The following is an 18,794-nucleotide window of genomic DNA, read 5'->3' as shown; positions in this document are numbered from 1 at the left end:
CGGATGCACTATGGACGCGGGCCCGGGTCGGTATACGGAGTGCCGGCCAGGGCCACCAGCACGCCGGTCCCGCCGCGCACGATCAGCTGCAGCATCGCCTGGCGCGGATCCTCACCCTCCTGCTGGCTGGCCAGTCCTCCCTGATAGGCCGCCACCATCGACGCCAGCAGCATCGCCGCACCCAGGCGTGCCTCGGCATCATCCGCTGGCCGCCCGACCGCGCTTGCCATCAACAGCGTGAGGTCGTCGGCCAGCAGTGCCTGCAGCCGTCGCGCGTGCGCCACCAGCACCGGACTGTCGGCCACGGTGGCCCAGAAGGCCGCTGCACCGGCATTGATCCGCAACAGGGGATGGCCGCTGTCGAGCAGCTCCCTCACCAGAGACTGGAAGGCGGCCAGCGGCGTCATGCCGCGGCGCGCCGCCATGCCCTCGCGCAGCAACGCCCGCGCCTCCTCGTCGCGGTCGAATACCAGGTCCTCCTTGCTGGCGAAATAGTTGAAGACCGTCTTGCGCGAGACTCCGGCGGCCTCGGCGATCTCGGACATCGACACCGCCTCGAAGCCACGCTGGATGATCAGCGCGGTGGCGACATCGGAAATTGCCTGTCGCGTCTGTGCCTTGCGTTGCTCGCGACGGCCTTGGGGCGGGGTCATGGCGGTTGGCTTGTGTAAACGTACACCGAGTGTAACATTGTGCGCACGAGAGCGCCGGGCCGGCGCAGAGCGGGGATCCTGATGCTGTACGACGTTGTCATTGCCGGGGCCGGCCCGGTCGGCCTGTTCCTGTCCTGCGAGCTGGCCCAGGCCGGCTGTTCGGTCCTGCTGCTGGAGCAGGCTGAGTCGCCCGATTCAGCCCTGAAGCGCCTGCCCTTTGGCCTGCGCGGCTTGAACGCGCCCACGCTGGAAGCGCTGGATCGGCGCGGCCTGCTGGACGCGGTCGCGGCCCGCCAGGTGCTGAAGCCGGACAAGGGCGCACCGCCGCCCGGCACCGCCCATTGGCTGGCGCAACCGCGGCCGCTGGGAGGCCACTTCGCCGGCATTCCTTTCGCCCTGGATGACGTGGACGGCGGGCGCTGGCGTGATCGCCTGCCGACCCCGGTACCCACCCAGATGGCGGTGGAGCTGCAGTCGCTGGAGGCGGTGCTGGCCGAGCGCGCAGTGTCACTGGGTGTGCAGATCGAGCGGGGCTGTACGGTGCAGGCAGTGCACGCACACCAGTCACAGATGGAGGTGCAGACCGCTCGCGGGCTGATGCGGGGGCGATGGCTGGTCGGTTGCGACGGCGCCCGCAGCACGGTACGCAAGCACTCCGGCTTCGAGTTCGCAGGGACGGCGCCCGAGTTCACCGGGTACACGCTGCAGGTTGAACTGGCCGATCCGTCGGTGCTCACCCCGGGGCGTCAGTTCACCGAATACGGCATGTGCAATTTCAACCCGCCGGGCGTGCTGGCGCTGGCCGATTTCGACGGTGGCGCAGGCCACCGCGGGCCACTGGACCTGCACGCATCCCAGGCGTTGCTGCGGCGGGTGTCCGGGCGCCAGGCAACGATCACCGCGTTGCATCTGGCCACCACATGGACCGATGCCGCGCGCCAGGCCACGGCCTATCGCAGCGGCCGCGTGCTGTTGGCTGGTGATGCGGCGCACATGCATTCGCCGCTGGGAGGTCAGGGCCTGAATCTCGGCATCGGCGATGCGATGAACCTGGGGTGGAAGCTGGCCGCCGTGGCGCGAGGCGACGCCGCCGAGACGCTGCTGGACAGCTATCAGGCTGAGCGTCATCCGATCGGCGCCCGGGTGCTCGACTGGTCGCGTGCGCAGGTGGCGTTGATGCGACCAGGCCCAGGGCAGCGCGCGCTGGCGGCGGTCTTCGCCGACCTGGCCGCGACCCGCGACGGTGCCACCTATCTCGCTGAGCGGCTGTGGGGCGTGGCACAACCAGCGGTGTTCAACGGCGAGCATCCGTGGGTTGGCCAAAGCGTGCCTGACGTCCAGCTGGCCAATGGCGATCGCATGGGGGAGCTGCTGCGCGCAGGGAAGGGCGTGCTGCTGGGGCTCGATACCGGCGTTTCACTCGGCCCGATCTTTGCGCGCTGGCAACGCTCGGTTACCTGCGTGATATCCACGGCGCGCGATGCGATGGGACTGGGTGCGTTGCTGGTCCGCCCTGACGGTATCGTGGCCTGGGCCTGCGATGCCGGCGGCGATGCGTCGGGGCTGGCGCCCTCGCTGGAACGCTGGTTCGGTCCGCCGCGGGGAGCGACCGGCTAGGGCGATGCCACCACAGCCAGCGCGCGGCGCGCGGTCTCGGTCATCACCGAGGCCAGCTGCTTCAATGAGTACGGCTTGCGCAGCAGGGTGAAGCCATGGCCAGGATCCCGCGCCAGCAATTCGCTGTAGCCGCTGGTGAGGATCACCGGAAGCTCCGGGAAGCGGGCGCGGATGGCACGGGCCAGATCCAGGCCGTTCATGCCCGGCATTACCACGTCGCTGAACACCACATGGAAGCGCGAGGCATCCCGTTCCAGCTCGGCCAGGGCCTCGTCCGCATTGCGTGCAAGGACCACGCTGTAGTCGAGTTCGCGCAGGGCGCCCACCGCAAATTCGGCCACGTCGACGTTGTCTTCCACCACCAGCACGCAGACGCCATGCCCATGCTGCAGCCCCGATTGCGCCGCCGGCCGTTCCGTCGTTTCTCCTGCCTGCGCCAGCGGCAGGTACAGCGTAAAGCGGGTGCCGGCGCCGGCCTGGCTCTGCACGTCCACCTCGCCTTCTGACTGCTTGACGAAGCCGAATACCTGGCTGAGACCGAGTCCGGTCCCAGCGCCCACGCTCTTGGTGGTGAAGAAGGGCTCGAAAATGCGGTCAACCACCGCAGGGTCGATGCCCGCTCCGGTGTCGGTCACACTGATTGCGGCAAAGTCGCCCTTCATCGGCGCGGCGAAGCGCACCGAAGGCACGGCGGTTACCTGCTCCACCTGGATGGTCACCCTGCCGTGTCCCTCGATCGCATCGCGGGCATTGACCGCGATGTTGATCAATGCAGTGTCCAGCTGGGTCCGGTCCAGCAGTACCGGCATCGGTGTATCGGGCAATGTCAACGACACCTGGATGCGCGCGCCAAGTACCGTGGTGATGATATCCGAGAGCGCGTGCACGCTTTCGCAGAGGTCGAAGACCTCCGGCGACAGGCTCTGGCGACGCGAGAATGCAAGCAGTTGCGCGGTCAGCTTGGTGGCGCGGTCCGACGCTGTTGCAATGGCCTGGATGTAGCGGCGCCGGGTGTCGTCTGCCGGCCACGTGTGCAGGAGCATGTCTACCGAACCGGTGATGACCTGCAGCAGGTTGTTGAAGTCGTGGGCCACCCCGCCGGTGAGCTGGCCGATCGCCTCCAGCTTCTGCGACTGGCGCAGCTGCTCGCGGGCGCGCACCAGTTCCAGATGGGCCTCCCGCGCCTGCTCGGTGATCGCCGCGACCTGGCGGCTGTGCAGGTCGCGCTCGATCACCCGTTCGGTCTGTTCGCTGACCACGCACAGGATGCCGGCCACGCTGCCGCAGCCGACGCGCAGCGGCGAATAGGAGAACGTCCAGAATGTTTCACGCAGCGTGCCGTCGCGATCCATCATCAACGGGAGGTTCTTGAAGCTGCGGCTGGTGCCGGCGAAGGCATCGTTGACGGCCTGCACCACGTCCGGCCATACGTCCTCCCAGACATCCTCCAGGCGATTGCCCATCGCGCCGTGCAGTTTTTCCCCCAGCATGGGCAGGTACGCATCATTGAAGAAGAACGCCTTGTCTTCCTTGCCCCAGGCAAGCCACAGGGGTTCTGGCGAATCCAGGATCATCGCCAGCAACGTGCGAAGTTCGGCGGGTGCGCTTGCGGCAGTGGCCGAGCGGGCCCAGTCACTGTCCTGCAGCAGTCGGTAAGCGAGCTGATCAGGTGCAGAGACTGGCAGGGGAAAAGGATGCATGGCCGCCATTGGCGCAGGAAGGTGGCGCAGCATAGCCCAGCGCATGTCATGACGCTCTGCACACCGCCGACATGAAAGACCTCGCCACTTCGCCGCCGACGTGGCAGCGATGTACCCTTTGTTCCGCAGGTTGCCGCTATCGCGACGCAGCGCGAAGGGAGGCGACGCTGGCCTGAGCGGCGGGTCTAGCCCTCACGACCTGCCTGCGCGGTGAGCGCATCCCGGCCAGCCTCGGTGAGATCGATATCCCCGTCCTCTGCCTGTACAGCCCATCCGGCGGTCACCGCCCACGTTGCGGCATCACCGCGCACCGGTTCTGCAGCGGCGATGGCCTGGAGTATTTTCCGCTGTTCCACAGTCATTGCCACGTTGCGGTCCTCAGATACCCAGCAACGACGCCGGTTGCCAGTCCGACAGCCGGGCATGGCTGACCGGTTGATGGCAGCCGCACCCGTCGCAGCGGAACAATGCTCCACCTGGCAAGTGCACCAGATTGTCCTCACTGGCCGAACTGGTCGATGTGCAATGCCGGCAGGTGACCGTGAGCGCGGTGATGCGCTGCACGCCCCCTGACAGATCGAACACGGCCTCGAACGCGCGAATGACAGGGTGGGCAGTGTCCGGCATCTGAATCTCGACAGGGTGGGGAGACCCCATCGTCGCGCGCCGGTTGTGATGGGTCAGTCAGCCAGGTGCATGGACATGATCAAGACAGCCGCGGCAACCGGCAGCGCTCCATTTCAGAGATCCTTTTTCTTTCCGCTCAGGTCCAGCGGCTTGTCACTGCCGCCGCGCTCGCTCGACCACACTTCCACACCCTTGTTGCAACGGCTCTCGCGGGCAGCGACCTCGCGTGGCAGATCCTTCAGATGGGGTGACTCCTGGCAGGCCGGATGCATGGCACTGTCGTCGTAGGTGGCGCAGGCGCTGAGCGACGCCAGAGCGATGGCAGTGAGGGTGGCGCGGAATGAAGACTGCAGGTTCATGGGATGGCCTCGGGTAATGCCAGGATGGCCATGGAATTCAAATCCGTGACGCCGGGCATGCACAATCGGACCCGTTGCACTTGTTATTCTGTAACAAATACGCGATAGTCCGGCCCTTGCTGGGTCAGGCGATGCAGATCATCAGCACCATGCACAGCGCCACCATCAGCACGAACACACGACGGCTCAGCGCCAGGCAGGCCAGATAGGCTGCGAGCGCCCACGCAGCCAGCAGTGCACAGGCCACCACCCACAGCCCGATCCCCATCATCGAACCGGCTGCCAACGCGGACAAGGCAATGGCCTTGGACAACGCCACCCCCAGCACGCTGCCCAGCATGCCGGCCTGCAAGGCGATGGCATCGTGGCGGGCAGGGGCGCGAGGGTGGTGCATTGCGGGTCCGGTGCAGGCCGAGAAAACGGCGTCGGCTGCACTGTGCCCAAATGCACATCCACGAAATGTGTTCATCGCGCGTCAGGAGCGCGACAAAGACCGCGCAGTCGACCGGTCGACCTGTGGATGCGGTCGTCCGTTCTTCAGTGGTTGCCGGCGGCGACGGTCTTGCGCTTCCTGTCCAGCATCACCGCCACGCACCACAGCAGCAGGCCGCCGATCGCGGTGGCTGCACCGACATAGCCGGTGCTGGCCGGGCTGAAGCCGGCGCTGATCGCCATGCCGCCCAGCCACGGGCCGAGTGCGTTGGCGGTATTGAAGGCGGCGTGATTGGAGGCGGCCGCCAGCGTCTGCGCTTCGCCGGCCACATCCATCAGTCGCGTCTGCAGCACCGCCGCCAGCGCACCCATGGTGCCGACCGTGATGATCATCGGGCCGATGGTCCAGACCGACTGTGCGGCCAGCGGATACAGCAGCAGCATCATGATCGACCACAGCAGCACCACGGCGGCGGCCTTGAAATGGAACCTGTCCACCAGCCAACCACCGGCGATGTTGCCGATGATCGCGCCGATGCCGAACACGCCCACTGCCAGCGGCATCCACGATTCGGCCACGCCGGTGACCTGCACCAGGGTGGGTGCGAGGTAGGTGAACACGCAGAACATGCCGGCGAAGCCGACCGCACCGATCGCCAGCGCCAGCCACACCTGGGGAGTGTTGAAGGCGCGCAGTTCGCGCATCGGCGAGGTACGCACTTCGTCCGGGTCCGGCAGCAGGAAGCGCGCGATCATCGCCACCGTGGCAATGGCCAGCACGCTGACCAGGGCAAAGGCGGTGCGCCAGCTCAACTGCTGGCCCAGCCAGGTGGTCAACGGATTGCCGACCAGGATCGCGATCGACAGGCCCAGCAGCACCCGCGACATCGCCTGGCCGCGCTGGCCGGCAGGACTGATCGCAGCCGCCACCAGCATCGCAACGCCGAAGTAGGCGCCATGCGGCAGGCCGGCGACGAAGCGTGCCACCAGCATCGTGCCGTAATTCGGTGCCAGCGCGCTGGCCAGGTTGCCGATCGCGTAGAAGCCCATCAGCGCCAGCAGCAGCTTGCGGCGCGGGAAGCTGGCACCCACGAAGGCGAGGATCGGGGCGCCGACCACCACGCCGATGGCGTAGGCGCTGATCAGGTGCCCGACCTGGGTTTCGGAAATCGACAGGCCGCGGCTGATCTCCAGCATCAGGCCCATGCTGGCGAATTCGCTGGTGCCGATGGCGAAGCCACCCAGTGACAGAGCGAGGATGATCAGGGTGCGCTGACGGGGCGTCAGCCGCGCAGCCAGGGAAGAGTTGGGGCTCATGCGGGGGCGCGATGGGGCGGGGGAGCCGTCCATTGTACTGCTGCACTGCAACAGGAGCAGCAGCACTCAGGGTAAATCAGCGTTTGATCGGTGACACGCCGGCCCTCCGCGCCACCTCGCGGCCGGCTCAGATGCCCAGCGCCGCCCGGGCATGAGCGTATTTGTCGCGAAGGCGCCCTGCCGTGGTTCCGTCCAGCATCGCCAGCCGCTGTGGATCGGCGTTGTCATCCAGATCGGCGCGCTTCACTTTGAGTGCCAGCGGGTGGGCGGCAACGCGCGCGTAGTAGCTGTCCGCGTCGGGTGCTGCATCGCGGTTGAGCAGTTGCACCGCCTCGCGCAGCGGCGCAGGAAATACCTCGATCCGTGCGGCAAACGCCGGGCAGTCCTCGGCCACGTCATGCAGCCAGGCCACCACTTCGGCGTCATCGTCGCCGCGCACCGCAGCCGCCACCCGCGCCACATGGCCGATGTAAGGCTGGCCGGCCTTGTCGATCTGCCCCGCGTGGGCCTCGGTGGCCAGCGTGCGGGCAAGTGCTACCCAGTCCATTGCAGTCTCCTTGGATATCCGCGCACAGTTTCGCGCAAACGCCGCAGCGGTTGTGGATGCGCCCATGACGCTGCCACGGGCATGATGGCGAGGCAGGGGACGCAGTGTTGCCCCGACAAGGAGGAGTGAGATGCAGGAATTCAGGCATGTGCTGGAAACCCGTGGGCGCTATCAGCTGGTAGCGGTGTCCTACGAGCCGGTGTACGCTCCCGGCGATGTGGTCGGCCATGCGGTCGTCGCCGACGATGGGGATCGTCTGACCGACCTGATATCACTGGCCGAAGCGCGCCAACGCTTGCTGCAACTGGTGCGTGAAGAGGGCGAGGAGCCCGGGCTGGAAAACGAGAACCACCTGCGGAAGAAGGCGTCGCGCTGGCGCCACCGCTAGGCCGTCGCGCCGCGTGCGCATCATGGAGGATTCGGGTGTTGCCCAGTAAGAAGTATCTGCTCATCGCCATCATCACGCTGGCGACCCTGCTGCTCGGTTTCGTGTTTTCCGGCTATCTGACCCTGCTGTTCCTAGGGCTGGACACCCAGCTGTTCACCTGGAACACCTACTACCAGTACGTCCACGCCATCGGCCAACCGCAGGTCGCGCCCTTCGTGGGCAAGATCAAATGGGCGGGCTACGTGGGCTTCGGCCTGCCCTTGCTGGTGCTGCTGGTGGCCGGCCTGGTGCTGCTGCTGAAGAAGGACAAGCGCTCGCTGCACGGCGATGCGCGCTTTGCCACCGGCTCCGACCTGGCCAAGCACGGCATGTTCAAGAAGACCGGCCAGAGCATCGTGGTCGGCAGCCATGGCGGCAAGCTGGTGCGCCTGGATGGCCAGCAGTTCGTGATCCTGGCCGCGCCGACCCGCTCGGGCAAGGGCGTGGGCGTGGTCATCCCGAACCTGCTGGAGTACGGCGAATCACTGGTCGTGCTGGACATCAAGCAGGAGAACTTCGACCTGACCAGTGGCTGGCGCGCCAGCCAGGGCCAGGAAATCTATCTGTTCAATCCCTTCGCCGAGGACCGGCGCACGCACCGCTGGAACCCGCTCAGCTACGTCTCCGATGATCCGGCCTTCCGGGTGTCGGACCTGATGAGCATCGCCGCGATGCTGTATCCGGACGGGGCCGAGGACCAGAAATTCTGGGTCAGCCAGGCGCGCAACGCGTTCATGGCCTTCACCCTGTATCTGTTCGAGAACTGGGACGACGAGCGCAGCAGCGGTTTCCCGGGCGGCGCCGGCACGCCCACGCTCGGTGCGGTGTACCGTCTGTCCTCCGGCGACGGCACCGACCTGAAGAAGTACCTCAAGACCCTGTCGGAGCGGCCGTTCCTCAGCGCCAACGCACGTTCGGCATTCGCCAACATGCTGTCCCAGGCTGACGAGACTTTCGCCTCGATCCTGGGCACCTTCAAGGAACCGCTCAATCCCTGGATCAATCCGGTGCTGGACAAGGCCACCAGCTGCAACGACTTCCTGCTGACTGATGTCCGCAAGAAGAAGATGACCATCTATATCGGCATCCAGCCGAACAAGCTGGCCGAGAGCCGGCTGATCATCAACCTGTTCTTCAGCCAGCTGATCAACCTCAACACCAAGGAACTGCCCAAGTCCAACCCGGACCTGAAGTACCAGTGCCTGCTGCTGATGGACGAATTCACCTCGATCGGCAAAGTGGAGATCATCGCCTCGGCGGTGTCCTACATGGCTGGCTACAACATCCGCCTGCTGCCGATCATCCAGAGCATGTCCCAGCTCGACGCCACCTACGGCCGGGAAGTGTCACGCACCATCATCACCAACCATGCCCTGCAGATCCTGTACGCGCCGCGTGAGCAGCAGGATGCCAATGACTATTCGGACATGCTGGGCTACACCACGGTGCGCAAGAAGAACGTCACCCATGCCCGCGAGAAGACCCACAACTTCACCGAGGAACGGCGCGCGCTGATGCTGCCGCAGGAGCTGAAGGCGATGGGGCCGGACATGGAGGTGTTCCTGTATGAGGGCATACCGCATCCGGTGAAGTGCGACAAGATCCGCTACTACAAGGACCGCTACTTCACCTCGAGGCTGCTGCCGAAGGTGGATGTTCCGATGCTGAACGTCTAATTCACGACGCTTAATTTGTGAATTTGATTCGAAGTTAAGAATGTGAATTCGTGATTTCGGTCAAGAATTTGGCATTTGTTCATGGATTTTCAGACTTGCCTGACATGGAATTGACGCGTGGTTGTGCGACCCTGTGTCTGTCGTCCAGAAGTGTGTGCTGGATGTCAAAGATGTAGCAGCAGGGTGGCCAGGAGTTTGTGCCATGGAAACAAGGATGGTTTCGACGTTGGTGAGGTATGCGGATGTGTTGTCGGCTGCGCCGATGGCCCCGCGACCTGGTTGGCAGCCTTTGGGCTGCAGGGGAGCCGGAGTGGGTGCGCTGCACACAGCGTGTCCCTCCGATTCCGGCGTGCGCGATGCAGCGCCGGACGACCAGGGGACCAATGCTCGGGACTGCTTTTTCGTACGTCAAAGTGAAGCCCGTATGAATCAGGCGTTTATCGCGAAAATGTCCATCGCCGCAGTGGCGGCGCTGATGGTGGCCGGTTGCGCCACCAAGTCCGCTCCGGATTTCGGAGGCCGCTGGAAGCCGGTCAACCGCTTTGCTGCGACGACGACCGAAATTCCGCTGTACTCCAGCTACGTCTACCAGGCCTCGCCGATGGATGGCACGCTCAAAGCCATGCTCGAGCGTTGGGCCAAGGATTCCGGGCGCACGCTGGACTACCGCCTCAGCTCGGATTTCACCCTGTATGGCGCGGTCTCGAACATCGACACCACCAACGCACAGCAGGCCGTGATCGATCTGACCGCAGCCTATGCAGCGCAGGGCATCTCCGTCTCCATCGTTGGCAACCAGATCGTTGTGCAGAGCGCTGGCTCGACGCCGACCGCGTCGGCGCAGGGCGCTGATTCCAACAGCGGCACCTGAGTCCACCTCGAAATCATCGAACGTGCCGCTCCCCGCGCCTGTCGCAGGGGTGCCACGCCCATTGATGTTTCAGCAGTACGGAAGAATCCATGTTCCGCAAGAAGGATCCCGGCAATAGTCCCAAGGTCGAGCAGTCGGTCGCCAAGGCGGTCAGCTACGAGATCACCGTGGCCGACATGGCGCGCCGCAGCGAGCGGCGCGCGTGGTGGGTCGCCACGGGCTCGTTGCTGATGTCGCTCGCGCTGGCGGGGGGCTACTACTACATGCTGCCGCTGAAGGAGAAGGTGCCGTTCCTGGTGATGGCCGATGCCTACACGGGTACCGCGACCGTCGCGCGCCTGAGTGGCACGTTCCAGGGCGAGACGATCACCACCAACGAAGCGATCAATCGCAGTAACGTCGCCCAGTACGTGCTCGCGCGCGAATCGTACGACTCGGCGGTGATGGGGCTGCGTGACTGGGAACTGGTGTTCGTGATGTCTACCGATCCGGTGGCGCAGTCCATGCGTGTCCGCTATGCCGGCAACAATCCGCAGAACCCGTTCGTGATGTATGGCCGCGAACGCGCGATCCGGGTCAAGATCCTCAGCATCACGCCGCTGGGCGCAGAACCGAACGGCAGCTTCCGCGGCGCTTCGGTGCGCATCCAGCGCAGCCTGCTGGACAAGCGCACCGGCGTCTCTACCTACCTGGACAACCAGCTGGTGACGATGCGCTTCGAGTACAACCAGAACCTGGCGCTGTCCGAACAGGATCGCATCCTCAATCCGCTGGCGTTCCAGGTCACCGAGTACCGCGTCGACAACGACTACTCGCGTGGCGTGCCGGTGCCGGATGACGGCGCCATGCAGGCACAGGCGCAGCAGGCCGCGCAGGCCGCGCAGCAGGCGCAGGGTGTCTACGATCCCAACAATCCGGCCGCGGCCACCATGATCGACCCGGCCACCGGCCAGCCGGTCGCGGTGCCAGCCAACGGCCAGGTACCGGGCCAGGCAATGCCGGGACAGCCCGTACAGGGTCAACCCCTCCCGGGTCAGCCGGTGCAGGGGCAAGCAATGCCGGGGCAGGCCATGCCCGGACAGCCGGCCATGAGGCCGCCGCAGAACAATTCCACCGGAACTGCTGATGGAGCAAGCAACCGATGAGTAGTCGAAATATCAGGGGAAGCGCGCTGGCGCTGCTGTCGATGTTGTCGTTGCTGTTCTCAGCAGCGGCGATGGCGCAGGCGGTTGACCACTACGAGTACGAGAAGGACCGCATCTATCCGGTTCGCACCGGCCTGGGCCTGACCACCCAGATCGAGTTGAGCCCTAACGAGAAGATCCTCGACTACAGCACCGGCTTCAGCAGCGGCTGGGAACTGACCCGCCGCGAGAACGTGTTCTACCTCAAGCCGAAGAACGTCGACGTCGACACCAACATGATGGTGCGCACCGAGACCCATTCCTACATCTTCGAGCTGAAGGTGGTGGCCACCGACTGGCGCCAGCTGGAGCAGGCCCGCCGCGCGGGCGTGCAGTACAAGATCGCCTTCGTCTATCCCAATGACACGGTGTTCGGCGTCGCCCAGGAAGCGGTCGAAGAAGAGGCCAAGCCGTTGTTGAGCTCGGAACTGGCCAAGGACCGGCAGTACAACTTCAACTACTCCTATTCGACCAGCAAGGCGAAGAAGATGGGGTGGCTGATCCCGGTCAACGCCTACGACGATGGTCGTTTCACCTACCTGAAACTGCCGAATTCGCCGGAGTACAAGACCGGCATCTTCCCGGCGGTGTTCGGTCGTGAAACGGAATACGGTGAAGACTTCGTGGTCAACACCACGGTTGAAGGCAATACGCTGATCGTGCACGGGACGCACCCGTACCTGGTCATCCGCCACGGCGACTTCGTCGTCGGCCTGCGAAGGAACGTGAAGAAATGAGCCAGCAGAACACTCCCGGAAACGACCCGAACAACGGACGCGACGAGAGCCAGAGCCCGTACGGCGCACAGGGTGCCGCGGACGCGCCGTCGAATCCCTACTTCGGCACGACCCAGGCCGAGCCCGCGCCGGATCTGGATGCGGCCGCGCCGCAGCTGCGCTCGGCCGAAGAGCAGCGGTTGAACCGCAAGGCGCTGCTGTTCCTGGGCGGTATCGTGGTGCTGCTGGTGGCCATGGGTTTCCTGCTGTTCCGCAAGGGGCAGGATGACAAGAATGCCGTGCAGAAGGTGCCGGACGTTGCGCGCGTGTCTACGCCGACGCTGCCGGACGCCGTGCAGACGAGTCCGGTGCCCTCCCAGGCCATGCAACCGGTTGATCCGATTCCGATGACGCCGCCGCTACCGCCGCCGCCGCTGGATTCCACCCCGCTGTTCGTTCCCCAGTCCGATTCGGCCCGCGAGATGGACCGTGGCCCGACTTTGCTGGACCGCCGCATCGGCTCCGGGAGCGGGGTGGGTGGTGGTGATGGACAGGATGGCAACGGGGGCAATGGCGGCCGCGGCATGGATGAGTACACCCGTACCATGCTGGCGCAGCTGCCCAACAATCAGGCGGCGCCGGCAAAGGTCCGTCGCGGCCCGGACGTCGAGGATGTCTCCAGCGCCACCTACATCCAGAGCCCCGACGCGCTGCTGGTGCGTGGCACCTACCTGCGTTGCGTGCTGGAAACCCGCATCATCACCGATCTCGCCGGCTATACCTCGTGCCTGCTGACCGAGCCGGTGTACTCGATCAACGGTCGCAACCTGCTGCTGCCGAAGGGCTCCAAGATCTATGGCGCCTACGGCGGCGGTCCGATGGGCAAGCGCGTGGAAGTGATCTGGGATCGCATCACCACACCAAATGGCATCGACGTTGCGATGTCCAGCCCGGGCGTGGATCAGCTGGGTGGCGCCGGTCATCCGGGCCAGTACAGCGCGCACTGGGGTAGCCGTATCGCATCGGCGCTGATGATCAGCCTGATTTCCGACGCCTTCAAGTACGCGGCCGCCGAACACGGTCCGGAGACGACCACCATCGCCAACAACGGCATGACGGTGCAGTCGCCTTATGAGAGTGCGACCGCACGCACGATGGAGCGCCTGGCCAATGAGGCACTCAGCAGCAACCGTCGTCCGCCGACCGTCACCATCAACCAGGGCACGATCGTGAACGTCTACGTTGCCAAGGACGTCGACTTCACCAACGTGCTGCACCCCCGCCGGTAACCCAACGAACGATCATGGACGCCGAAGTGTCACCCCTCGCCCTCGTCTCCAGCGATTTCCTGCGCTATCAGTACGAAGTGCTGGGCATCGCCGAGTACATGACATCCCCGGAAGTGACGGAAATCTGCATCAACCGTCCCGGTGAGCTGTACCTGGAAACCCGGGCGGGGTGGCAGCGGGTGGACGTGCCGAGCCTGACCTTCGAGCGGGCCCGGCAGTTCTGCACGGCGGTGGTGAACGAGAGCAACACCGGCCAGCGCATCACCGATGCCGATCCGGTCGTGTCGCTCACGTTCCCCACCGGCCAGCGTGCGCAGTTCGTGATTCCGCCGGCATGTGATGCAGGCAAGGTGTCGATCACCATCCGTCTGCCGTCCAAGCACACCAAGTCGCTCAGCCAGTATCACGAAGATGGCTTCTTCAACCAGATCCTGGAGAGTGATGGCAGCATCAGCGAGCAGGATCGCGAGCTGCTGGAGCTGCGCCATTCGCGCGAATACGCCGAATTCTTCCGGCGTGCGGTGATGTACCGCAAGAACATCGTGGTATCCGGCGCGACCGGCAGCGGCAAGACCACCTTCATGAAGGCGCTGGTCAACCATATCCCGGACAACGAGCGCCTGGTCACCATCGAGGACGCACGCGAGCTGTTCCTGACCCAGCCCAACGTCGTGCACCTGTTGTATTCCAAGGGCGGGCAGAGCACCAGCAATGTCACGGCCAAGAGCTGCATGGAAGCCTGCCTGCGCATGAAGCCCGAACGCATCATCCTGGCCGAGCTGCGCGGTGACGAGGCGTTCTACTTCATCCGCAACTGCGCGTCCGGCCACCCGGGCTCGATCACCAGCTGTCATGCCGGCAGCCCGGAGCAGACCTGGGACCAGCTGGCGCTTATGGTGAAGGCTTCAGCCGAAGGTTCGGGCCTGGAGTTCAACGTGATCAAGCGGCTGTTGATGATGACCATCGACATCGTTGTGCATATCAAGGCGCATGCCGGCTCGCGCTACATCACCGGCATCGACTTCAATCCTGGGCGTGCCCAGGGGCAGGAGGGCTGAGGGATGCTGCCAGGACTGGAAATGATGGCGTGCCCGGAGATGGCCGTGTCGATGGATGTGATGCAGCACGTCATCAACGTCGAATCGTCGCGCAATCCCTACGCCATCGGCGTGGTCGGCGGTGCACTGGTGCGCCAGCCCAAGGCGTTGGATGAAGCGCTGGCGACGGTGCGCATGCTGGAAGAGAAGGGCTACAACTTCTCGATCGGGCTGGCCCAGGTCAATCGCTACAACCTGGGCAAATACGGGCTGGATTCCTACGAGAAGGCCTTCCAGCAGTGCCCGAACCTGCAGGCCGGTTCGCGCATCCTTGCTGAATGCTACAAGCGTTCCGGCGGTGACTGGGGCAAGTCGTTCAGCTGTTACTACTCGGGCAACTTCGAGACCGGCTTCCGTCATGGCTACGTGCAGAAGATCTACGACTCGATCCGCCGCGGCCAGCAGGTTGCCAGCAATGGTGTTGCGCCGATCGACGTGGTGAGCCGCGGTGAACGCCGCAGCGTGAAGGTCGAGCATCATCCGCAGCTGGCCTCTCCGGCGCAGGCGCGCATCGTTGCTCAATCCAATGGCCCGGTGTACGTGCCGTCGGAAGATCCGGCACGCGCGTATGTCGTGTATCCCTCCACCGGTGCGATGGCGCGGGGCAGCCTGCTGAACATCGCTGACCAGGCGCTGTCCAAGGTGGTGCTGGGTTCGGTGGATCGGATGATGCAGCCGCAGGCGCAGCCGGCCCAGGCGGGCGCCTATCCGCAGCAGCAGGCCGGCGGCATGCCGCAGCAGCTGCCACAGCAAGGCCCCGCACAGGCGATGGCCATGCCGCAGCAGTTGCCGGGCGCGGCTGGCGCCGGCAACGAAGGGCCGGTGATGTTGCGCCCCTGGAGCGAGCGTAACCAGCCTGTGGCCGGTACCGACAATTCGTACAACGCGCCGGTGCAGGCCGCACCGGTGCAACAGATTCCCGCAGGGGATGCGGCCTTCGTGTTCTGACGAAGTCGTGGTGCGGCCAGTCCCCCGGCTGGCCGATTCAGTTGTGTTAGTCCATCAACAAGGAAATCAATCCATGAAGCGATCCAATCTCGACCTCGTCCAGGCCCAGCGCACGCTGAAGACCCTGCTGATGGCCACGATCTTCGTTGGCGCACTGTTCGCCCCGCAGGTGTTCGCCACCAGTCCCGACTTCGGCGGTACCGACAAGAAGGTCTGCGGCTTCTTCTCCAACATCAACGGCCTGCTGAACATGGCTTCGATCGCCGTGGTGACCATCGCGGTGATCTTCGCCGGCTACCAGATCGCCTTCGCACACAAGCGCATCGCTGACGTCGCGCCGATCCTGATCGGTGGCGTGCTGATCGGTGCCGCCGGCCAGATCGCGCGCATGCTGCTGGGCGAAGGCAGTGATGGCAAGTGCGGCGGCGGCACCGGCACCACCTACTACCTGATCAACAACGCGATCCAGTACTACAGTGCATAAGAACGTCGTGTTCCGCGGCTGCACGCGCCCGGCCATGTTCCTGGGCGTGCCCTACCTGCCATTCTTCATGGTGGCAGGTGGGTTGCTGCTGCTCAGCATGTACACGAACTTCTGGTTCCTGCTCACCATCCCGGTGGCGGTCTTCATCATGCGGCAGATGGCCAAGCGTGACGAAATGATCTTCCGCCTGTTGGGCCTGCGCCTGATGTTCAAGCTGAAAGTCCGCAACGTGCAGGAACACGATGGCATGTGGGTGTTCAACCCCAACCATTACCGCGACAAGCCGGCCCGAATGGATTGAGGTCCGGATCCGGCCCGGCGGGCGCAAGCGCCCGTCGGGTCTGTTGAAACTTCTTGGCAGTACCTCTTTGGAAGCAGTCGTATGTTCAGCCCAGACACCTCCATCAGCGAGTTCATTCCATTGTCGTCGCACGTCGCCCCGAACGTGGTCAAGACCACGGGCGGCGACTACCTGCTGACCTGGCATCTGGAAGGGCTGCCGTTCGTCGGCCGTGAGGAGTGGGAGCTGGAGCATCGCCACAACACGTTCAACCGCCTGCTGCAGACGCTGCGTGCTCCCGACTTCGTGAACGTGGCGTTCTGGGTGCATGACATCCGTCGTCGCCGCACGCTGAAGGGCAAGAGCAACTACAAGCAGCGCTTCAACCAGGACGTGTCCGACCAGTACATGGGCATGCTGTCCTCGCAGCGCATCATGCAGAACGAACTGTACCTGACCATGATCTATCGCCCCGTGGTGGCGGGTAAGCGCTTCGTCGAGAAGTCGGCGAACGTGGACAAGCTGCGCGCGGAGCAGGAGCAGGCAGTCGAAAAGCTGATGGAACTGGCCGGCAACGTCGAGGCCGTGATCCGCGACTACGCGCCGTATCGCCTGGGCATGTATGAGGCCAAGAATGGCGTGGTGTTCTCGGAAACGCTGGAGCTGTTCGGCTACCTGATCAATCGCATTGACGAGCCGGTCCCGGTGCTGTCGGCACCAATCAAGGACTACCTGCCGGTCAGCCGGCACATGTTCTCGTCCAAGACCGGTGACTTCGTCATCAATACCCCCAATGGTGCCAACCACTTCGGCGCCATCCTGAACATCAAGGAGTATGCCGAGGGAACTTACCCGGGCATCCTCAACGGCCTGAAGTACCTGGACTACGAGTACGTCATCACCCATTCGTTCAGCCCGATGGGGCGTCAGGACGCGCTCAAGGTGCTCGACCGCACCAAGGGCATGATGATCTCCTCCGGCGACAAGGCGGTGAGCCAGATCGTCGAGCTGGACCAGGCGATGGATCAGCTGTCGTCGGGCAACTTCGTGCTGGGTGAATACCACTTCATCATGGCGGTCTACGGCGACACCCAGGCCAAGCTGTCGCAGAACGTCGCTTCGACCCGCGCCGAGCTATCCAACGCCGGCTTCGTGTCGACCAAGGAAGACCTGGCGGTTACCTCGTCCTTCTATTCGCAGCTGCCGGGCAACTGGCGCTATCGCACACGCTTGGCCAATGTCAGCTCGCTGAACTTCCTGGGCCTGTCGCCGCTGCACAACTTCGCCACTGGCAAGCAGCACAACAACCCGTGGGGCGACTGCGTCACCACGCTGCAGACCACCAACGGCCAGCCGTACTACTTCAATTTCCACGCGACCCATCCGTCGGAAAACTCGCTGGGGGAGAAGGCGATCGCCAACACCATGGTGATCGGCAAGTCCGGTACCGGTAAGACCGCGCTGATCAACTTCCTGCTCAGCCAGGTGCAGAAGTATGAGCCGTCGCCGACCATCTTCTTCTTCGACAAGGACCGTGGTGCGGAAATCTTCGTGCGGGCCTGCGGAGGCAACTACCTGGCCCTGGAGAACGGCGCGCCGACCGGCTTCAACCCGTTCCAGTGCGAGAACAACGAAGCCAACGTGCAGTTCCTGGCCGACCTGATCAAGGTGCTGGCCGGCAAGCGTGAGTACAGCGCCCGCGAGGAAGAGGATATCTATCGCGCTGTAGAGAGCATGCTCGATACGCCGATGCACCTGCGCAGCATGACCAACTTCCAGAAGAGCCTGCCCAACATGGGTGACGATGGGCTCTACGCGCGCATGCGCCGCTGGACCTCGGGCAATTCGCTGGGCTGGGTGTTCGACAATCCGGTGGATACCGTCGACCTGAGCAAGGCCAATATCATCGGGTTCGACTACACCGACATCATCGACAATCCCGAAGTGCGCGTGCCGGTCATCAATTACCTGCTGCACCGCCTGGAGTCACTGATCGATGGTCGTCCGCTGATCTACGTGATGGACGAGTTCTGGAAGATCCTGGACGGCGAGGGTGGCCTGAAGGAATTCGCGAAGAACAAGCAGAAGACCATCCGTAAGCAGAATGGTCTCGGCATCTTCGCAACGCAGAGCCCGGAAGATGCACTGAAGAGTGATATCTCCGCCGCCCTGATCGAACAGACCGCCACGCTGATCCTGCTGCCGAACCCGAATGCCAGCAAGAGCGATTACATGGATGGCCTGAAACTGACCGAGGCCGAGTTCAGGGTGGTTACCGCCCTGGACGAGCGCTCGCGCTGCTTCCTGGTCAAGCAGGGTCATGCCTCCAGCGTGTGCCAGCTCAACCTGCGTGGCATGGACGACATCCTGTCAGTGATCTCGGCGTCCACTGACAACATCGACATCATGCATCGGGTATTGCAGACAGCTGCGGTACGCGCACGGGTGACGGTGGATGAGCTGACGCCGGAACAGTGGCTTGAAGATTTCTACAAGAATCGAAAGGGCTCGGGCAAGGCGGCTGTCGCAGCGCGCGACACTGTTACCTGATCCGCGAGACGGCCTGCCCG

At 64.2% G+C, this 18,794-nt stretch carries 19 protein-coding genes; 12 read left to right on the top strand and 7 right to left on the bottom strand.

Features of this window, described 5'->3' with window-relative positions; translation table 11 throughout:
- Nucleotides 1-8 precede the first annotated feature (8 nt).
- Entirely contained in the window at nucleotides 9-653 is a 645-nt protein-coding gene (locus ACSDHM_RS11270) for a TetR/AcrR family transcriptional regulator (protein ID WP_188240845.1), read from the bottom strand.
- 81 nt (nucleotides 654-734) lie between these two features.
- Here ACSDHM_RS11270 and ACSDHM_RS11265 point away from each other — a divergent pair, with 81 nt between their 5' ends.
- Entirely contained in the window at nucleotides 735-2,270 is a 1,536-nt protein-coding gene (locus ACSDHM_RS11265; protein WP_439426275.1) for an FAD-dependent monooxygenase, read from the top strand.
- Here the strand turns inward: ACSDHM_RS11265 and ACSDHM_RS11260 are convergent.
- From ACSDHM_RS11260 to ACSDHM_RS11235, 6 genes are all read right to left on the bottom strand, one after another.
- Entirely contained in the window at nucleotides 2,267-3,970 is a 1,704-nt protein-coding gene (locus tag ACSDHM_RS11260) for a hybrid sensor histidine kinase/response regulator (RefSeq protein WP_072168178.1), read from the bottom strand. The genes ACSDHM_RS11265 and ACSDHM_RS11260 overlap by 4 nt on opposite strands.
- A gap of 378 nt (nucleotides 3,971-4,348) precedes the next feature.
- Nucleotides 4,349-4,597, bottom strand: a complete 249-nt coding sequence (locus ACSDHM_RS11255; protein WP_005417258.1) for a hypothetical protein — start codon at nucleotides 4,595-4,597, stop codon at nucleotides 4,349-4,351.
- Nucleotides 4,598-4,710: 113 nt separating this feature from the next.
- Nucleotides 4,711-4,956 (bottom strand): hypothetical protein, encoded by a 246-nt coding sequence (locus ACSDHM_RS11250; RefSeq protein ID WP_134970672.1) that lies wholly within the window; start codon nucleotides 4,954-4,956, stop codon nucleotides 4,711-4,713.
- A gap of 124 nt (nucleotides 4,957-5,080) precedes the next feature.
- Complete coding sequence (locus ACSDHM_RS11245) at nucleotides 5,081-5,350, bottom strand: hypothetical protein (RefSeq protein WP_072168098.1); 270 nt, start codon at nucleotides 5,348-5,350, stop codon at nucleotides 5,081-5,083.
- 143 nt (nucleotides 5,351-5,493) lie between these two features.
- Nucleotides 5,494-6,705 (bottom strand): MFS transporter, encoded by a 1,212-nt coding sequence (locus ACSDHM_RS11240; protein WP_227837005.1) that lies wholly within the window; start codon nucleotides 6,703-6,705, stop codon nucleotides 5,494-5,496.
- A 127-nt stretch (nucleotides 6,706-6,832) separates the two neighbouring features.
- On the bottom strand, nucleotides 6,833-7,252 hold the full coding sequence (locus ACSDHM_RS11235) for a phosphohydrolase (protein ID WP_188240847.1): 420 nt from the start codon (nucleotides 7,250-7,252) through the stop codon (nucleotides 6,833-6,835).
- A 130-nt stretch (nucleotides 7,253-7,382) separates the two neighbouring features.
- On the opposite strand from ACSDHM_RS11235, the gene ACSDHM_RS11230 reads away from it, so the two are divergent.
- The 11 genes from ACSDHM_RS11230 to ACSDHM_RS11180 all read left to right on the top strand — a co-directional run bounded on the left by ACSDHM_RS11230 (nucleotide 7,383) and on the right by ACSDHM_RS11180 (nucleotide 18,774).
- Nucleotides 7,383-7,640, top strand: a complete 258-nt coding sequence (locus tag ACSDHM_RS11230; RefSeq protein WP_005417248.1) for a hypothetical protein — start codon at nucleotides 7,383-7,385, stop codon at nucleotides 7,638-7,640.
- Between the two features lie 35 nt (nucleotides 7,641-7,675).
- A complete protein-coding gene (locus ACSDHM_RS11225) occupies nucleotides 7,676-9,355 on the top strand; it encodes a type IV secretory system conjugative DNA transfer family protein (protein ID WP_227837006.1) in 1,680 nt (559 codons plus the stop codon).
- Nucleotides 9,356-9,779: 424 nt separating this feature from the next.
- Nucleotides 9,780-10,226 carry a hypothetical protein gene (locus ACSDHM_RS11220; protein WP_032954281.1) on the top strand — a complete coding sequence of 149 codons (447 nt, stop codon included), beginning with the start codon at nucleotides 9,780-9,782 and terminating at the stop codon, nucleotides 10,224-10,226.
- An 89-nt stretch (nucleotides 10,227-10,315) separates the two neighbouring features.
- Nucleotides 10,316-11,371 carry a VirB8/TrbF family protein gene (locus ACSDHM_RS11215; RefSeq protein WP_439426274.1) on the top strand — a complete coding sequence of 352 codons (1,056 nt, stop codon included), beginning with the start codon at nucleotides 10,316-10,318 and terminating at the stop codon, nucleotides 11,369-11,371.
- Nucleotides 11,368-12,147 (top strand): TrbG/VirB9 family P-type conjugative transfer protein, encoded by a 780-nt coding sequence (locus tag ACSDHM_RS11210; RefSeq protein WP_014037652.1) that lies wholly within the window; start codon nucleotides 11,368-11,370, stop codon nucleotides 12,145-12,147. The genes ACSDHM_RS11215 and ACSDHM_RS11210 overlap by 4 nt, the downstream gene beginning before the upstream one ends.
- Nucleotides 12,144-13,415: a TrbI/VirB10 family protein gene (locus ACSDHM_RS11205; RefSeq protein ID WP_069139857.1), complete on the top strand. Its 1,272-nt coding sequence runs from the start codon at nucleotides 12,144-12,146 to the stop codon at nucleotides 13,413-13,415. The genes ACSDHM_RS11210 and ACSDHM_RS11205 overlap by 4 nt, the downstream gene beginning before the upstream one ends.
- A 14-nt stretch (nucleotides 13,416-13,429) precedes the next feature.
- Complete coding sequence (virB11, locus tag ACSDHM_RS11200) at nucleotides 13,430-14,473, top strand: P-type DNA transfer ATPase VirB11 (RefSeq protein ID WP_049415061.1); 1,044 nt, start codon at nucleotides 13,430-13,432, stop codon at nucleotides 14,471-14,473.
- A gap of 3 nt (nucleotides 14,474-14,476) precedes the next feature.
- Nucleotides 14,477-15,460: a lytic transglycosylase domain-containing protein gene (locus ACSDHM_RS11195; protein ID WP_005417231.1), complete on the top strand. Its 984-nt coding sequence runs from the start codon at nucleotides 14,477-14,479 to the stop codon at nucleotides 15,458-15,460.
- A gap of 73 nt (nucleotides 15,461-15,533) precedes the next feature.
- A complete protein-coding gene (locus ACSDHM_RS11190; RefSeq protein ID WP_069139858.1) occupies nucleotides 15,534-15,944 on the top strand; it encodes a TrbC/VirB2 family protein in 411 nt (136 codons plus the stop codon).
- On the top strand, nucleotides 15,937-16,245 hold the full coding sequence (locus ACSDHM_RS11185) for a type IV secretion system protein VirB3 (protein WP_019660289.1): 309 nt from the start codon (nucleotides 15,937-15,939) through the stop codon (nucleotides 16,243-16,245). Before ACSDHM_RS11190 ends, ACSDHM_RS11185 begins: the two co-directional genes overlap by 8 nt.
- An 81-nt stretch (nucleotides 16,246-16,326) precedes the next feature.
- Nucleotides 16,327-18,774 carry a VirB4 family type IV secretion/conjugal transfer ATPase gene (locus ACSDHM_RS11180; protein ID WP_439426273.1) on the top strand — a complete coding sequence of 816 codons (2,448 nt, stop codon included), beginning with the start codon at nucleotides 16,327-16,329 and terminating at the stop codon, nucleotides 18,772-18,774.
- The last annotated feature ends 20 nt before the right edge of the window (nucleotides 18,775-18,794 follow it).

This window comes from Stenotrophomonas sp. T8, from assembly GCF_051853085.1.
Classification (GTDB): Bacteria; Pseudomonadota; Gammaproteobacteria; order Xanthomonadales; family Xanthomonadaceae; genus Stenotrophomonas; species Stenotrophomonas sepilia.
This window is presented reverse-complemented; position numbering and strand designations above follow the sequence as displayed.

Coding starts and splice junctions, on each gene's coding strand:
- ACSDHM_RS11240 (WP_227837005.1), bottom strand. CDS start 6,705: ATGAGCCCCAACTCTTCCCTGGCTGCGCGGCTGACGCCCCGTCAGCGC.
- ACSDHM_RS11250 (WP_134970672.1), bottom strand. CDS start 4,956: ATGAACCTGCAGTCTTCATTCCGCGCCACCCTCACTGCCATCGCTCTG.
- ACSDHM_RS11270 (WP_188240845.1), bottom strand. CDS start 653: ATGACCCCGCCCCAAGGCCGTCGCGAGCAACGCAAGGCACAGACGCGA.
- ACSDHM_RS11190 (WP_069139858.1), top strand. CDS start 15,534: ATGAAGCGATCCAATCTCGACCTCGTCCAGGCCCAGCGCACGCTGAAG.
- ACSDHM_RS11245 (WP_072168098.1), bottom strand. CDS start 5,350: ATGCACCACCCTCGCGCCCCTGCCCGCCACGATGCCATCGCCTTGCAG.
- ACSDHM_RS11220 (WP_032954281.1), top strand. CDS start 9,780: ATGAATCAGGCGTTTATCGCGAAAATGTCCATCGCCGCAGTGGCGGCG.
- ACSDHM_RS11265 (WP_439426275.1), top strand. CDS start 735: ATGCTGTACGACGTTGTCATTGCCGGGGCCGGCCCGGTCGGCCTGTTC.
- ACSDHM_RS11180 (WP_439426273.1), top strand. CDS start 16,327: ATGTTCAGCCCAGACACCTCCATCAGCGAGTTCATTCCATTGTCGTCG.
- ACSDHM_RS11230 (WP_005417248.1), top strand. CDS start 7,383: ATGCAGGAATTCAGGCATGTGCTGGAAACCCGTGGGCGCTATCAGCTG.
- ACSDHM_RS11215 (WP_439426274.1), top strand. CDS start 10,316: ATGTTCCGCAAGAAGGATCCCGGCAATAGTCCCAAGGTCGAGCAGTCG.
- ACSDHM_RS11210 (WP_014037652.1), top strand. CDS start 11,368: ATGAGTAGTCGAAATATCAGGGGAAGCGCGCTGGCGCTGCTGTCGATG.
- ACSDHM_RS11235 (WP_188240847.1), bottom strand. CDS start 7,252: ATGGACTGGGTAGCACTTGCCCGCACGCTGGCCACCGAGGCCCACGCG.
- ACSDHM_RS11205 (WP_069139857.1), top strand. CDS start 12,144: ATGAGCCAGCAGAACACTCCCGGAAACGACCCGAACAACGGACGCGAC.
- ACSDHM_RS11260 (WP_072168178.1), bottom strand. CDS start 3,970: ATGCATCCTTTTCCCCTGCCAGTCTCTGCACCTGATCAGCTCGCTTAC.
- ACSDHM_RS11255 (WP_005417258.1), bottom strand. CDS start 4,597: ATGCCGGACACTGCCCACCCTGTCATTCGCGCGTTCGAGGCCGTGTTC.
- virB11 (WP_049415061.1), top strand. CDS start 13,430: ATGGACGCCGAAGTGTCACCCCTCGCCCTCGTCTCCAGCGATTTCCTG.
- ACSDHM_RS11195 (WP_005417231.1), top strand. CDS start 14,477: ATGCTGCCAGGACTGGAAATGATGGCGTGCCCGGAGATGGCCGTGTCG.